The sequence below is a fragment of the Pseudonocardia sp. Cha107L01 genome (assembly GCF_052566575.1).
This window is the reverse complement of sequence record NZ_CP199579.1, coordinates 6,955,305-6,969,923: the sequence shown is the minus strand read 5'-3', so window position 1 is coordinate 6,969,923 and position 14,619 is coordinate 6,955,305. Positions and strand designations below refer to the sequence as shown.

15 protein-coding genes and 2 pseudogenes are annotated in these 14,619 nt (G+C 69.9%); 12 read left to right on the top strand and 5 right to left on the bottom strand.

Annotated features, from left to right (window positions below; genetic code table 11):
- The first annotated feature begins 52 nt into the window (after positions 1 to 52).
- The gene (locus tag ACTXG6_RS32785; protein ID WP_445183280.1) at positions 53 to 1,123 is read left to right on the top strand and encodes an MFS transporter; all 1,071 of its coding nucleotides are present in this window, start codon (positions 53 to 55) and stop codon (positions 1,121 to 1,123) included.
- Between the two features lie 242 nt (positions 1,124 to 1,365).
- Here ACTXG6_RS32785 and ACTXG6_RS32780 read toward each other — a convergent pair whose 3' ends face one another.
- A complete protein-coding gene (locus ACTXG6_RS32780) occupies positions 1,366 to 2,397 on the bottom strand; it encodes a cyclase family protein (protein ID WP_445183279.1) in 1,032 nt (343 codons plus the stop codon).
- 61 nt (positions 2,398 to 2,458) lie between these two features.
- The gene (locus tag ACTXG6_RS32775; protein WP_445183278.1) at positions 2,459 to 3,244 is read right to left on the bottom strand and encodes an IclR family transcriptional regulator domain-containing protein; all 786 of its coding nucleotides are present in this window, start codon (positions 3,242 to 3,244) and stop codon (positions 2,459 to 2,461) included.
- A 110-nt stretch (positions 3,245 to 3,354) separates the two neighbouring features.
- Between ACTXG6_RS32775 and ACTXG6_RS32770 the strand changes: the two genes are divergently transcribed.
- From ACTXG6_RS32770 to ACTXG6_RS32760, 3 genes and pseudogenes are all read left to right on the top strand, one after another.
- Positions 3,355 to 4,164, top strand: coding sequence for a dioxygenase family protein (locus ACTXG6_RS32770; protein WP_445183277.1), 810 nt, complete (start codon positions 3,355 to 3,357; stop codon positions 4,162 to 4,164).
- Positions 4,157 to 5,305, top strand: coding sequence for a muconate/chloromuconate family cycloisomerase (locus ACTXG6_RS32765; RefSeq protein WP_445183276.1), 1,149 nt, complete (start codon positions 4,157 to 4,159; stop codon positions 5,303 to 5,305). The genes ACTXG6_RS32770 and ACTXG6_RS32765 overlap by 8 nt, the downstream gene beginning before the upstream one ends.
- A 41-nt stretch (positions 5,306 to 5,346) precedes the next feature.
- Positions 5,347 to 5,637, top strand: a pseudogene (locus ACTXG6_RS32760) (iron-containing alcohol dehydrogenase); the annotation flags it as partial.
- A gap of 53 nt (positions 5,638 to 5,690) precedes the next feature.
- Here the strand turns inward: ACTXG6_RS32760 and ACTXG6_RS32755 are convergent.
- Positions 5,691 to 6,503 carry a FadR/GntR family transcriptional regulator gene (locus ACTXG6_RS32755; RefSeq protein ID WP_445183275.1) on the bottom strand — a complete coding sequence of 271 codons (813 nt, stop codon included), beginning with the start codon at positions 6,501 to 6,503 and terminating at the stop codon, positions 5,691 to 5,693.
- Positions 6,504 to 6,649: 146 nt separating this feature from the next.
- Between ACTXG6_RS32755 and ACTXG6_RS32750 the strand changes: the two genes are divergently transcribed.
- From ACTXG6_RS32750 to ACTXG6_RS32730, 5 genes and pseudogenes are all read left to right on the top strand, one after another.
- A complete protein-coding gene (locus ACTXG6_RS32750; protein ID WP_445183274.1) occupies positions 6,650 to 7,492 on the top strand; it encodes a 1-deoxy-D-xylulose-5-phosphate synthase N-terminal domain-containing protein in 843 nt (280 codons plus the stop codon).
- Positions 7,485 to 8,489, top strand: coding sequence for a transketolase family protein (locus ACTXG6_RS32745; protein WP_445183273.1), 1,005 nt, complete (start codon positions 7,485 to 7,487; stop codon positions 8,487 to 8,489). The genes ACTXG6_RS32750 and ACTXG6_RS32745 overlap by 8 nt, the downstream gene beginning before the upstream one ends.
- A 29-nt stretch (positions 8,490 to 8,518) precedes the next feature.
- Entirely contained in the window at positions 8,519 to 9,853 is a 1,335-nt protein-coding gene (locus ACTXG6_RS32740) for a M24 family metallopeptidase (RefSeq protein ID WP_445183272.1), read from the top strand.
- Between the two features lie 34 nt (positions 9,854 to 9,887).
- A pseudogene (locus ACTXG6_RS32735) lies at positions 9,888 to 10,318 on the top strand (NAD(P)-dependent oxidoreductase); the annotation flags it as partial.
- Entirely contained in the window at positions 10,301 to 10,789 is a 489-nt protein-coding gene (locus ACTXG6_RS32730) for an NAD(P)-dependent oxidoreductase (protein ID WP_445190152.1), read from the top strand. The pseudogene ACTXG6_RS32735 and the gene ACTXG6_RS32730, both read left to right, overlap by 18 nt.
- A 289-nt stretch (positions 10,790 to 11,078) precedes the next feature.
- Here ACTXG6_RS32730 and ACTXG6_RS32725 read toward each other — a convergent pair whose 3' ends face one another.
- Positions 11,079 to 11,969: an NAD(P)-dependent oxidoreductase gene (locus ACTXG6_RS32725; protein WP_445183271.1), complete on the bottom strand. Its 891-nt coding sequence runs from the start codon at positions 11,967 to 11,969 to the stop codon at positions 11,079 to 11,081.
- 241 nt (positions 11,970 to 12,210) lie between these two features.
- On the opposite strand from ACTXG6_RS32725, the gene ACTXG6_RS32720 reads away from it, so the two are divergent.
- The 3 genes from ACTXG6_RS32720 to ACTXG6_RS32710 are packed head-to-tail and all read left to right on the top strand — an operon-like array spanning position 12,211 to position 14,236.
- Entirely contained in the window at positions 12,211 to 13,176 is a 966-nt protein-coding gene (locus tag ACTXG6_RS32720) for a cupin domain-containing protein (protein ID WP_445183270.1), read from the top strand.
- 30 nt (positions 13,177 to 13,206) lie between these two features.
- Positions 13,207 to 13,524 carry a Dabb family protein gene (locus tag ACTXG6_RS32715; RefSeq protein ID WP_445183269.1) on the top strand — a complete coding sequence of 106 codons (318 nt, stop codon included), beginning with the start codon at positions 13,207 to 13,209 and terminating at the stop codon, positions 13,522 to 13,524.
- Positions 13,514 to 14,236, top strand: coding sequence for an enoyl-CoA hydratase/isomerase family protein (locus ACTXG6_RS32710; RefSeq protein WP_445183268.1), 723 nt, complete (start codon positions 13,514 to 13,516; stop codon positions 14,234 to 14,236). Before ACTXG6_RS32715 ends, ACTXG6_RS32710 begins: the two co-directional genes overlap by 11 nt.
- Before the next feature lie 41 nt (positions 14,237 to 14,277).
- On the opposite strand, the gene ACTXG6_RS32705 is transcribed toward ACTXG6_RS32710, so the two are convergent.
- A complete protein-coding gene (locus tag ACTXG6_RS32705) occupies positions 14,278 to 14,484 on the bottom strand; it encodes a helix-turn-helix domain-containing protein (protein ID WP_445183267.1) in 207 nt (68 codons plus the stop codon).
- Between the last annotated feature and the right edge of the window lie 135 nt (positions 14,485 to 14,619).

Below are 14,619 nucleotides of genomic sequence, written 5' to 3'. Positions count from 1 at the left end.
GTGGTGCCGCTGGATCGGATGGCCGCCGTGCTCAGCGCCTACGTGATCGTTGGTGGTCTCCGGCGTCGGGTTCGCCCCGCTGGTCGGCGGCTTCCTCGGTCAATACGTGACCTGGCGGATGATCTTCTTCGGGGTCGTCCCGGTCGCCCTCGTCGTGATGGTCGCCGGCGCGCGGCTGCTGCCGGCCACACCCGGGCGCCCCGGGGAGCGACCGGACCTGGCGGGCCTGCTGCTCTCGGGCGTCGGGCTGGCCAGCCTGCTGATCGCGGTGTCCAAGGGCCAGGACTGGGGCTGGACCAGCTACCCGGTGCTGATCCTGCTCACCGTCGGGCTGGACGCGCTGGCGCTGTTCGTCTACGTCGAGCTGCGGGTCGCCCACCCGCTGCTGAACCTGCGGATCTTCCGCAACGCCTCCTTCGTGATGGCCGCGCTGCTGATAGACGTCATGTTCACCGGGTTGTTCCTGGTGCTGGCGCTGGTCCCCAGCTTCCTCACCCAGGTCCAGGGGCTGACCCCGACCAACGCCGGGCTGGTCATGGTGCCGCAGGCGCTGGCCTGGATGGTGGCCACGCCGCTGGCGGTGCGGCTGTTCGTCCGCCGCGGTACCCGGCTGCCCGCCGTCCTCGGCACCGTCCTGCTCGGCGGCGGCACCCTGATGCTGGTCCGGATCAATGTCGACCTGCCGCGCCCGGAGCTTGCGCTGTGGTTGAGCGTGCGGGCGTTCGGCCTGGGTCTGGTCGCCACGAGCATCCTCGGCGCCAGCGTCGCCACGCTGGCCCCGGCCGTGGTGCCCGACGCGCTGGCGATCCGGCTGGTCTTCCAGCGGATCGCCTCCGGGATCGGCGTGGCCCTGCTCACCGCGTTGGTCAACGCCCGCCGGCAGCAGATCTTCGCCGACCGGGCCGCGCTGCTCAGCCCGGACCGGGTCGCCGGCGACCCCCGGATCCAGCACATGCGCGAGCAGGGACCAGACGGGCTGCTGCCGCTATGGCAGCAACTGCAGAACCACAGCCTCGCCCAGGCCTACAGCGACGTGTTCCTGGTCAGCGGCGCGCTCACGCTGCTCTGCGTCGTCGGGATCCTCATCGCCCGATGCGGCCCGGCCCCCGGCCGGCGCGCCTGAGCCCCCTCAAGTGTCCGGAGGCGCGAACGGGAGCATCAGTAGCGCGGCGAGGATGAGGAGTGTGGCGAGTGCCCGGCGCGGATACCCGCTGTTACGGAGCGTCTCTGAGCTGGTTGTGGTCTGGCGCGGCGTGGCCGAGCGGAGGCCTGTCTTTGGCGCGCATCGATTGGGGAGCTTGTTGTTGCCTGGCCCCATCAGCGATCCAATTAGCGGCGGGTCCGCTAGGGAATTTGACCCTGGGCTTAGCGCAGCGCGATGGCGTTGGCTGGGGAGCCGACGCCGCCGACGAGGTTGAGCGGGGCCATCGTCAGGAGGAACGTCCACCGCTTGTCGGCGGCGCAGGCGGCCGCGAGCGCGTCGAGGTTCCATAGTTCTCCGATGGGCATTCCGAGCAGGCCGATGAGCGCGCGGTGCATGACTCCGGAGTGCGGATCGTGAGCCCCTGCCTCTCGCTCGGCTTGGGTGTAGAAGGGGCTGTCGGAAGCGGCGGGCCAGCATTCGAGGGCGAAGTTGTCCGCGGCGACGAGGCTGACGCGGTGGTCCCAGAGCCAGGCCATGATGTCGTGAGACTGAGCGAGGCCGGGGTGGACCTGTTGGGTGCGCAGGTCTTCTCGTACGGCGGGGCTGGCTTCGGTGAGGTACCAGTGCAACCAGCCGAAGCGGATGAGCACGATGTCGCCGGGCCGCAGAGCGGTGGCTTGAGCGGTGCGGGTGTCTTCGAGTTCTTGGGCGGTTACCGCCTGGCTGGAGTGGTGATTGAGGGCGCGGCCTTGGGTGCGCAGGTGGCGGTCGACGTCGAGCAGGACCGCGCGGCCGGCCATCGGGAGGGCAGCGAGGTGGTGGATGCTGAGCAGTTCGTCGCCGGGCACGAAGCGGTGTGGGTCGGCGCCGTTGTAGAAGCCGTGCTCGGGGTGTCCGATGTGCCGCAGCCCGTCGAGTTGTGAGCCGTACTGGGTGTAGAAGCTGTCCAGCCACTCGTCACGGTGATAGGGCGTGCGTTGGAAGATGTGGTGCTCGATCGGCTCGCGGGTGGGGGCAAGCGGCGGGTTGATCGCCGTCGAGGGCAGATCGAGGGAGAACGCTGCGCCCTCGCGCACCTCCTTGGCGGCGGATTTCAGGTCGTTGAGCGCCAGGAAGTTGAGGGTGCCGAGTTGGTCGTCGGCCCCGAACAGTCCCCAGCTGGATCCCGCTGGTGCGTCGGCGCGGGCGCGCAGCGCCGCATAGTCGGGCAGATCCTCCAGCGACGGGCTCGCCTTGGCGTGAGGCTTGGTCATCGGGTTCCGTTCGTCGCTGGTCGGCGCTGGATTCGGGGGTGTCTCGACGTGGTGGTCCCCGTCAGCCGGCGCGCAGACCACCGCCAAGGGCTTCGCTGATCGCGCTTGCAGCGGCCCGCAGGGGCGGGAGGTACTCGCCGATCAGGCGGTCCATGGAGCACTCCAGGGTGCCGCAGGACAACGACAGGGCGGCGATCGCGCGCCCGTCGCTGTCGAAGACCGGCGCGGCCGCGGAGCGGCGCCCGATTTCGAGTTCCTGGTCGACGGCGTCCCACCCGCGGTCGCGGACCACGGTGAGTCGGGCGCGCAACGCGGCCGGGTCGGTGAGCGTCGATTCGGTCAGGGCCGGAAGTGGGGCCGACCCGAGCACCGCCTCGAGGTCGGCGGGCGCGGCGTAGGCCATGAGCACGTGGCCCATCGAGGTGGCGTGCGCGGGGAGTCGGGTCCCGACGGCCAGGTTGATGCTGGTCACCCGACCTCGCTGGACCCGGTCGACGTAGACGACGTCGCGCCCGTCGAGCGCGGCGAGCGAGGTGCCGACACCGATCTCGTCGGTGAGCTCCTCCATCAGCGGGCGCGCCACGTCGGTTAGGCGGACCGAGGACAGGTACGCGTAGCCCAGCGCCAGGACCTTGGGGGTCAGCGCGAACTGGCCGGCGCTCGAGCGGGCATAGCCCAGTCGCTCCAAGGTCAACATGATGCGCCGCACGATCGGCTTGGACAGACCGGTGAGCGCGCCGAGCTCACCTACACCCAGCAGCGGGCCGCGCCCGGCATAGGCGGCGATGACGGCCAGACCACGCTCCAAGGTCTGCAGATGGTCGCGTCGCTCGTGCTCGTCCGTCACCGGACCTCCTTGACATCACCAGTCGCTAGGCGCATTCTCGCATGTAGTCGCATTGCGGCACAAGAGATCGCAATGCGACATCACAACACTCCCAAGGAAGTGAGACCCCGATGACGAACGATCGCGTGCTCACCGTGGTGGAGGAGCTAGAGCGCACGCTCGTCGAGTTCATCCGCACACACCGCATCACCCACGCCGAATACCGGTCCGCGACCGATCTGCTCGTGGCCGAGGTACAGGCGGGCGAGGGCAGCCTGCTGTTCGACGTCTTCCTCGAAGCCGCCGCCACCGACATGGACAACCACGGCCGCGAGGGCAGCATCGAGGCGATCGAGGGCCCCTTCTACCTGCCGGGCGCACCCTGGCTGGACGGCCCGCCCTACGTGCTGACCCAACGCCCCGACGAGGCAGGGATCCCGCTGGTGTTCCACGGCCGCATCAGCACCGAGCGGGGAGACCCGCTCGCCGATGTGGAGCTCGACCTCTGGCAGGCCGACACTCACGGCCAGTACTCCCAGATCCACCCGGGTATCCCGGAATGGAACCTACGGGGCCGGTTCCGCACCGACGGCCAGGGCCACTTCGCCGTGCGCACGATCGCGCCGCCGCCCTATGAGATCCCCAAGGACGGCCCCACCGGCACCGTCCTGTCCGCGCTCGGGCGGCACTTCTTCCGCCCGGCGCACCTGCACCTCAAGCTGCGCCACGACTACTTCGGCGAGCGGACCTCGCAGCTTTACTTTCCCGCCGGGGAGTATCTCGACAGCGACGTGGCCAACGCGGTCCGCACCGAGCTGGTACTGGAGACCACGCTCGTCGAGGACCCGGAGCGGATCGCGCACCAGGGCCTCGGGCAGGCCTTTGTCGACGCCCGCTATGACTTCGCCTTCGCCCCTACCGGGGCGGTGCCGGGTGCCTGAACCGACCTGCCCAAAATCCGCGGACGTGCTGCGGATCGCGTGCCTGCGCATCCGGCTACTGGACATCCCACTCGTGCGGCCACACAAGTTCTCCGTCACCACGATGCACACCCAAGGCGTGCTGCTCATCGAGCTCGTGACCGAGGACGGCATCGTCGGCTGGGGTGAAGGCGTCGTCCCAGGCGGCCCCTGGTGGGGCGGCGAGTCCGTGGAAGGCATGGCGGCCCTGGTCGAACACCACCTCGCCCCGCTGACCGTCGGCCAGGACGTGCTGCGACCCGAGGTACTTGCCCGACGGCTGGAAAGCCTGGTCGCAGGCGCACCGTTCGCGCGTGCCGGCGTGGAGATGGCGGCCTGGGACGCGGCCGGCCGCGCGCTGGGCGTGCCGGTGCACCAACTGCTCGGCGGGGCTCACCGCGACCGCCTGCCGGTCACCTGGGCCCTGGGCGCCGAGCCCGCCGACGTCGTCGCCCAGGAAGCCCACAGCCTGCTAGCCGAGGGACGCCACGGCTCGTTCAAGCTGAAGATGGGCGCCGCCCCGGCCGAGGCGGACGTGGCCCGGGTGCGCGCGATCGCCGACGCGCTGGGCGGCGCGGCCCCACTGGCGGTCGACCTGAACGGGGCGTGGGACTCCCACACCGCGCGGCGCTGGCTGCCCGCGCTCGCCGACGCCGGAGTGCACCTGGTCGAGCAACCACTCCCAGCGGCCGACATCGCCGGCCTGGCCCGGCTACGCGCCCAGTCACCCGTCGCGATCATGGCCGACGAGTCGCTGCGCACCCCGGCAGACGCCCTGCGCCTGGCAGCCGCCCACGCCGCCGACGTACTAGCTATCAAGATCGGCAAGAGCGGAGGCCTGTCCGCGGTCCGGCGCGTCGCGGCCGTCGCGGAGGCCGCCGGCATGGACTGCTACGGCGGCACCGCGATCGAAACCTCACTGGGCACCGCGGCCAGCGCACACCTGTTCTGCGCCACCACGCCACTAGACGCCGGCACCGAGCTGTTCGGGCCGCTGCTGCTCGACGACGACATCGTCACCGAACCGGTGACCTACCAAGCCGGCCAACTGCTGCTGCCCGCCGGCCCCGGATTCGGAATCACCATCGATGAAAACAAGGTGGCCAAATATGAACGCCGCTGACACCCACGCGAGCCGGCACACGCTCACCTTGCGCGGACCACGTGTGGTGTTCGGCCCAAGGGGCGCCCGCACCGACCTTGCCGCCGAGCTCAACCTCCTGCCGGCCCCGCAGGGCGCTGCTGCTGGCCAGCCCACGCGAACGCAAAGCCCGCGCGGACGTGCTCGACCCGATCCGTGACTGGGTGGTCGGTCACGTCGAAGACATCCACCGGCATGTATCCGCCGCCGCCGCCCGCGCCGCCGCCGCCCGCGCCCAGGAAAACACCGCAGACAGCCTGCTCTGCGTCGGCGGTGGCTCAGCGGTCGGCATGGCCAAGGCCATCGCGCTGCTGCTCGACCGCCGATGTCACCAGAGTAGGTGCTGCGGTCGGGGCCAGGCGGGCGCTCAGGCACGCCGAGCGTCGTGCAGCGCCCGGGCCGCATCGAGGTGCTCGAGCATCACGCGGTGGTGGTTGACGACGGCGATCCGAGCGGCGTCGGCGTCCTGCGCTTCGATCGAGGCCACGATGGGCTCGTGCAGCGCCAGCTGTTGTTCCGGGTCGGCGTCGCGCAGCCAGGCGGGCACAGACTCGCTGTCGACCCACTGCTTGAACTCGTAGGACAGCACGGCGGTGTGCACACCCTTGTACATCGCCGCGAGGTAGGGGTTGCCGGCGCCGCGGACGACGGTGGCGTGGAAGACGGTGTCGGCGGCGATCCACTCGGAGGCGTTCCCCGCGGCCTCCTGTAGCCGCTCCAGCGCGTCCCTGATCCGGGCGAGCTCGCCCTCCCCGAGAGCGGGTTCGCGGGTGGCCGCCTCCTGCACGCCGACGGTCTCGAGCCAGAAGCGCAGCTGCATCAGATCGCTGACCGAGTGCTCGTCGAGATCGAGCATGAGGTTGACCGAGGCGGCGACCATCGTCTCCGGTCGTCGCACGACATAGGCCCCGGATCCGCGGCGGATCTCGACCAGACCCATCAGCGACAGGGTGCGCAGGGCCTGGCTGACGGTCGGTCGGCTGGCGCCGAATCGCTCGGCGAGATCGCGTTCTGAGGGCAGCCGGGATCCTTCGACGATGTCCTCGCTGATGATCAGGCCGCGGATCCGGTCGGCGAGGTCGTCGGACAGGCGAGTGGTGACGAGCGGTTCGATGCCGGGAAGGGCGACCGGCGCGGGGCGGCGCCGTGGTGTGCGCACTTCTCGGGTCGACTCGGCCACGTCGTTCCTCTCGGCTCGGCGGCACCTCGGGCACCGGCGCATCTGACGGGAATCTTGACACTACCGCAGCGGCAAAGCCACAATGTGGCCATGCCACTTGGCCACACTTGGCCCGGAGGGTAAGGCCCGAGCAAGGAGGAAGGCCGATGACTGCATCGCTGCACGTCTCCGATCCGGGAATGCACTGGACGGTGCCCGACACCCGCGAGCTTGCGCTGCGCATCCGCTTGCGTGCGGTGCGGATGGTGGCCCCGCAGGGATTCGGGTACCTCGGTCAGGCCCTCTCGGCGGCTGAGCAGGTCGCGGCGGTGTTCGCCACCGCGCGACCGGGGCTCGATCGCCTGGTCTGCTCGCCGGGGCACTACATCATCGGCCCGTTCGCCGCGGCGGCCGAGCTCGGCCTGCTCGACGAAGCGGCTGTTGCGGGTTACGGCCAGAACGGGTCGGTGATCGAGGCCATCGGTACCGAGCGTTCGCCGGTGGTCGACTACACCTGCGGCTCGTTGGGCCAGGGTCTGTCGGGCGCGATCGGGTTCGCCCTGTCGGACCGGCTGCGCGGGCGCGACGCTCGCACGTTCGCCATGGTGAGCGACGGCGAGTTGGAGGAGGGGCAGGTGTGGGAGGCGGCGATGTTCGCTGGCCATCACCGCCTCTCTCGGCTCACTGTGCTGCTGGACGCGAACAACTCGCAAGTCGACGGGCCGGTGGACTCCATCACGACGATCGAGCCGATCGCCGACAAGTGGTCGGCGTTCGGCTGGCACGTGATCGATCTGGACGGGCACGACATCGACGCGGTGGCCGACGGTCTCGCCGTGGCCGACGCCGAATGCGACCGGCCCAGTGTGCTGGTCTGCCGTACGTCCACCGTGCACGGGCTGGACTGCCTGCCGCCCGATGCGGATGGCCACTTCATCAAGCTGCCCCCCGAGCTGGCGGCCGCGGCCGTCGCGGAGCTCACCCACAAGCTGGAGAGCATCGATGCATGAGCCGCCCTATCCCACCGAGCTCAAGCCCTACGGCAAGGCGTTGCTGGATCTGGCGCGCCGCCGGGAGGAGGTGTTGTGCCTCAGTGGTGACCTGACCCGGCAGTGCGAGATCGACCTGTTCCAGGCCGAGCTGCCCGAGCGGTTCATCCACGCCGGCATGGCTGAGGCCAACATGATGGGCATGGCCGGGACGTTGGCCCGGTGCGGGCACATCCCGTTCGTGCACACCTTCGGGGTGTTCGCCACCCGCCGGCCCTACGACCAGATCGCCAACGCGATCGCCTATCCGAACCTGCCGGTGCGCATCATCGGGTTCATGCCCGGTGTATCGACCCCTGGCGGGCCGAGTCACCAGGCGATCGACGACGTCGCGCTGATGCGGGCGCTGCCGAACATGACCGTGATCGACGTCGCGGACGCGGTCGAGGTGCGCCAGGTCGTCGAGGCGATCGTGGACGTGCCGGGGCCGGTGTACGTGCGACTGAAGCGCGGGGAGATCCCAGTGATCTTCGACGAGGAGCACCTGCTGAACCTCGACCGCGCCGAGGTGCTGACCGAGGGCACCGACGTCGCGCTGTTCGCCAGCGGGATGATGCTCGCCGCCGCGCTGAGCGCGGCGCGGGTGCTGGGCGAGCACGGCGTCTCGGTGTCCGTGGTCAACGTGCCGGTGATCAAACCGCTGGACACGGTGACCGTGCAGGGAGTCGCCGCCGAGGCGAAAGTCGTGCTCACCGCGGAGAACCACTCCGTCATCGGGGGCCTCGGCTCCGCGGTCGCGGAGACGATCGCCGAGGCCGGGCTCGGGCGGCCGCTGCGACGGATCGGGCTGCGGGACACCTTCGCCGAGGGCTCAATGAGCGGGCCCTACCTGTTCGAGAAGTACGGCCTGTCCACCCGGTCGCTGATCGAGGCGACCTGGGCGGCACTGGGCCGCCCCGGCGCGGCGCCCGCCGTTCCCGTCGCCATTGTCGAGACCGGCGAGTACTCGCCGGTCTGAACCCCCCTCATCACCCTGGAGCGTCACTGATGACCGCCTTCTACTCGGCGTCCCGACAGGCCACCCCGATCGCCTCGCCCGGCGCCACCCAAGGCGTGGACTGGGAGCGGCGGGTCGACTTCGACCGGTTGCGCAACGCCCGCTTCGCCAAGGTCCGCGAGGCACTGGAGCGCTCACACCTGGGCGCGCTGATCCTCTTCGACATGAACAACGTCCGCTACACCACCTCGACGCACATCGGGAACTGGGCGCGGGACAAGTTCTTCCGCTGCGCGCTGGTGATGCGTGGCCAGGACCCGATCCTGTGGGACATCGGCTCGGCGGCGCGCACGCATCAGCAGTTCGCCGACTGGTTCGGCAAGGAATCCTGGCAGGCCGGGCTGTCGAGCTGGCGGGGCTCCATCCCCGAGGAGGTCGGGGTGGAGGCCGGCAACGCCAAACGGTTGGCGAACCTGCTGCGCGAGCACGGCCTGGCCGGCGAGCCGGTCGGCGTCGACGTCGTCGAGTTGCCGGTGCTGCGCGCGTTGGAGCGGGAGGGCCTGCACATCGAGGACGGCCACGGCTTCATGCAGGACGTCCGGGCGATCAAGACCCCGGACGAGGTCGCCCTGCTCGACCACGCCGCCGCGCTCGTCGACGGCGCCTACGACGAGCTGTACCGGTTCCTGCGCCCGGGAGTGCGGGAGAACGACTGCGTCGCGCTGGTGAACCGCTACCTCTACGAGCACGGCTCGGACGAGGTCGAGGCCGTCAACTCGATCTCCGGGGAGCGCTGCAGCCCGCACCCGCACGTGTTCTCCGACCGGCTCATCCGCCCCGGCGACACCGCCTACTTCGACATCATCCACGCCTACAACGGCTACCGGACCTGCTACTACCGCACCCTGAACGTCGGCAACTCCAACGCCGCGCAGCGCGAGGCCTACCGCCGGGCGCGGGAGTTCATGGACAACGCGATCTCCGAGATCCGCCCGGGCGCCACCTCGGCCGACGTGGTCAAGCACTTCCCGGCGGCGCGGGAGTTCGGCTTCGCGACCGAGGAGGAGGCGTTCGGCCTGCAGTACTGCCACGGGCTGGGCCTGTCGAACTGGGAACGGCCGCTGATGAGCCGACTGCACTCCTTCGAGTACCCGGTGGAACTGGAGGAGGGCATGGTGTTCGCCATCGAGACCTACTGGCCCACCCCGGACGGCACCGCAGCCGCCCGGATCGAGGAGGAAGTGGTGGTCACCCCGGGCGGCTGCGAGCTGCTCACGCGCTTCCCGGCCGACCAGCTCTACGTCGCGGGCACCCAGTACTGGACCGGGGTGGACCTGCCGAGCTCCTCGGTCAACGGTGTCGTCGCACCGGTTCGCGCGCGCTGACATCGGCCACCACCCATCTCGTCGAGGAGTACGCATGAATACGCAGAGCATCAGCCTGGGATGGTTGGGCACCGGCCGGATGGGTGCCGCGATGGCCGGTCGCCTGCTCGATGCGGGCGAGCAGGTGAGCGTGTGGAACCGGACCAGGTCCAAGACCGAGCCGCTGGTCGCTAAGGGGCTACGGTCGTGGAGACGATCGCCGACCTCGGCCGCTGTCAGATCGTGTTCGTCATGGTGTCCACCCCGGCCGATCTCGAACAGGTCGTCATCGGCGATCACGGCCTGCTGGGCGGGTCGTCGAAGCCGGCAACCATCGTGGACTGCTCCACGGTGTCGAGCGAGTCGTCGGCGAAGGTCCGTGCGGCCGCAACCGCGGCCGGTGTGGCGTTCCTGGCCGCGCCGATCAGTGGCAACCCGCACGTCGTCGCCGAGGGTGGCGCGTGCATCGTGGCCTCGGGGCCGATCGAGTCGTTCCAGCAGGTCAAGCCCTATCTGGACGAGATTGCCAAGGTCGCCGTGCACGCCGGGGCCCAGGAGCAGAGCCGCCTGGTGAAGCTGTGCCACAACCTCTACCTCGGGATGATGGTGCAGGCTCTGGTCGAGGTGACCAGCCTCGTGGAGAAGGGGGGCACCGACCGGGCGGCGTTCCTGGAGTTCCTCAATGCGACGGTGCTGGCCTCGGACTGGGTGCGCAAGCGCACCCCGGACCTGGTCAAGCGGGACTGGACTCCGAAGTTCACCACCGAGATGCTGCGCAAGGACTTCGATCTCGGTCTCGGGCTGGCGCGCTCGTTGGAGGTGCCGATGCCGGTGGGCTCGGCCACGTATCAGCTCATCCAGTCGGCGATCGGGATCGGCCTGCGTGAGGAGGACTTCCTGTCGCTCTACGAGCAGCAGGCCCGCGGCGCCGCCCTCGAGCAGGGGACCGGCTCGTGACCTCGCTGCCCGCACACACGGACCTTCTCGTCGGCGAGTAGTGGGGCGAGGCGTCCGACGGCGCGCGCGAGGCACGCAGCTCGTCGAGGCGATGGGGGAGCTGCGTATCGGCCCGGGGCTCGAGGTCACCACTCAGCTCGGGTCGTTGATCAATCCGGCCATGTCGAGGCGAGGCGGTCGACCGACTGGTGTCCGAGGCGGGCGGTGGACCAGGGCGCGACCGTCCGGATCGGCGGTCACGTCCTGGCTCGTCCCGGGTGCTTCTACGTACCGACGGTGCCGCGCAGCCTCACCCGGCGGGTGATTCGTAGAGTTCCGCGATGCAGGCGAAGTCACGCTCCGCCCAGCCGCGCTCGCGGCACTCGTCGTAGAGCTTGTGTGCCAGCTCGGTGACCGGCAGCGTCAGCTTGGTCGCCTGGCCCGCGTCGAGGGCTAGGTCGAGATCCTTGAGCATCAGGGCGAGGCTGGCCGCGGGTGTGTAGTCACGCTCGACGAGGGCGGTGGCCTTGGCGGAGACGAACGGTGAGCCCACCGCGCTCTGCTCGACGACGTCGAGGAATCGGCGGCGATCGATGCCCAGGCCGTCGGCGAGTGCCACGGCCTCGACAAGCGCGACCAAGCCGATCCCGACGAGCATGTTTACCGCGATCTTGATTGAACGCGCCTCGTCCCCTTCCCCGACATGGGTCCGGGAACGGCCGAGCGCATCGAGCAGGGGGGCGCTCGACTCGTAGAGGTCGCTCGGGCCGGAGCAGATGAAGCTGACCTGCCGCGCCGCGGCCGCGGCCGCGCTACCGCTGACGGCGACACGCAGATAGCGCGATCCGGCCGCCTCGACGGCCTTCGCGTGGAAGGCGGAGGCCTCGGGGGACAGGGTGCTCAGGTCGAGCACCGCCGAACCGGGGGCGAGGCCGCTGAGCAGGCCGCCCGGTCCGGAGAGCACCTGCTCGAGGTCCGCCGAGGACCGGACGCAGGTGAAGACCACAGTGCATCGGCGGCCCACCTGGTCCGCCGATCCGGCGCCGGCGACGCCGTCGCCGGCGAGGCGGGTCACTGCCTGCTCGCTCACATCGTGTCCGGTGACCGTGTATCCGGCGGCGGCGAGGTTGCGGGCGAGAGGCGCTCCGAGGCTGCCGAGCCCGATGAAGCCGATGGAGGTGTGGGGGACAGGAGTGGGCATCGTCGCCACCTTCGAGAGTGCGGGTGCCGGCCCGACGACTCGGGCGGCGCGCGGGTCGTCCCGCGCCTCCCCGAGCCTTGCAGGGAGCCGGCGACGTGTCAAAGAGTGGATAGGTGGCCAAGCCACATCTTGAGAAGCAGGTTCGAAGTCGCTAGATTGGCATGGCCACATACGGTCAGTCGTTCGTCCACGTCATGCCGCGGGCGCGACCCAGGTGCCAGCAGTGATCGAGGAGGCCATGATGACGAGCGCGACGTTCCATTCCCGCGACCATGGACGCGAGCGGGGCGCACGACTCGACGGACCGACGGCTGTCGTACGTCAGGACTGGGCGGCGGCCACTGTCCCGTGGGCATTCGAGGGGCACGGCGAGGGCTTCGACCGTCTCGCTCTCCTGACGCCAGAAGTCGGCACCACCCACACGGACCTGGGCATCGGGCGTCTCGCCGCCGGGGGGCACATCCCGCCCCACGTCCGCTCCTACGAGCAGGCGATCTACGTGCTCGAGGGTGAAGTCGCGGTCCAGATCGAGGCCCGGGCCTACCTCCTGCGACCTGGCGACTTCGCCTTCGTTCCACTGGGAGCCGTGCACGCCTTCGCGAACCGCGCATCGACGGAGGCTCGCTGGATGGACGTCTACAGCCCCGTCGCGCTGCGCCGCGAGTCCGGGCGCAGGGACGCCTTCTTCCCGGTCGGCGCCGCTGACGTCACCGCGGCGGCCGCACCGCCGAACCTCGCCGACCCCACCCTGCGGCTCGTCGGCCACTACCAGGGCACGGAACCGGACCACGTCACCACAGCCACGTCCGAGCCGGCCCGCGGCCGCGAGTCGGCGGGCATGAACACGGCATTGCTCGCCTATAGCGGCATCTCCGTGAAGATGCTGGTCGACCAGAACCGCGGGGCCCACCTGCTGACCATGTTCATGGTCGACTACGAGGTCAGTGGCGCCGCCCAACCTCATGACCACCCCTTCGAGGAGGCCTACTTCTTCCTGAGCGGGGAGACCGACTTCGAACTCGGCGGACAGACGTATCACTTCTCGCCTGGCGACGTGGCGTGGGCGGGCGTGGGTGCCACGCACGCCTGCTTCAACGTCGATGGCGGGCGCGTCCGCTGGATCGAGACCCAGGCCCCCGCCCCGCCCCAGCAACACAGCTACCGATGGCCGGTCGACTGGGAGCGTTTCGAGGCCGACCACTGCTGACCCGACCGATCCTCACCGAGGAGGGTGATCATGCTTGACCACTACGTCGTGTTCCAGCCGCACCGGGGACGGGAGGAGGAGCTCTCGGCGGCCCTGCGGGACTTCGCTGCCGGCATCACCGGTCTGACCTGCGTCCAGGACTTCACCTGGGGTGAGAACACCAACGCGTCCGGCCTGAAGCACGGCTACACGCACGGTTGTTTCGCCCGGCTCACCGGCGAGGCAGCACTGCGCGGCGACTACTGGAACCATCCAGCCCATCAGAAATTGCTCGGCAGGCTCGACGAGCTCTGCATCGACCGCTTCGCGCTCGACTATCGGGTGAGCGTCGCCGCCGATGAGCGCTGACCCGCCGCCCGTCGGCCGCACGCTCGTCGACGTCAGCAGAGAGGGAAGGGTCGCGCGGATGACGATGCGCCGCCCCCCTCAGCACAAGCTCGACCTGGGTTTGACCAGGGCCCTCCGCACGACGCTGGTCGAGCTCGACGCCGCGGACGACGTGCGCGCCATCGTCCTGACCGGGTCCGAGGGTGTCTTCTGCGGTGGCGCGGATCTTCCCGAGATCACCGCCTCCGGGACGCTGCACGACTTCTCGGACGCGATCGTCGAGCTCTTCGCCCTCTTTCCGGAACTGCGGACCCCCGTCGTCGCGGCGGTGAACGGCGACGCGCTGGCCGGGGGCTTCGGGCTGATGTGCTGTGCCGACATCGTGCTCGCGGTCGACGATGCGTTGCTCGGGACCGTCGAGGCCCGGTTCGGTTCCTGGCCAGTCATCGCCCAGGTCGCGGCACTGCAGCGGACACCGTTCCCCGCGCTGCGGCGCAACGTGCTCACCGGGAAGCCGTTCACCGCCGAGCAGGCTGAGCGGCTCGGTGTCGTGGACGAGACAGTCCCCGCCCTGGACCTGCATGCCCGGGCCCTGGAAGTCGCCGAGGAGATCACGGTCGCCGGAGACGCCGTGGCGACAGGTCGTCGAGAGCTCTACCGGGCGTGCACGCTCCCGTTCCGAGAGGCTCTGCGCGCTGGCGCCGACGCCTTCGTCGCCCTCGCGGAACGCTGACTTTCTGGCGACCTCCAGCCCGGTACAGACCTCGGTGCCGATCAGCTGACGGGCAACCGAGGCGCCGGCGCGGTCTGTTTCGATTGGAGAGCCCGGTACACGGTCGGTCTGGACACGGAGAAGAGCTCGGCGAGGTCGGTGATGGAGTAGTCGCCGGTAGCGTGCATGCGCCGCAGCTCGCCCTGCTGCTTGGTGGAGAGTTTGGGTTGGCGGCCGCGTAGCCGGCCTTTGGCGCGGGCGACGGCCATGCCGCCTATCCGTACGTACGACAGGGGTCCCTGATCGGGCCGGCGTTGCCTGTGGTTATGCGGTACGGCGATGCGTTGCTGGTTTGACGTTGGCCGTGGGCCGCTGTGACGAGCGGTGGCACGGTTGTTCCATCG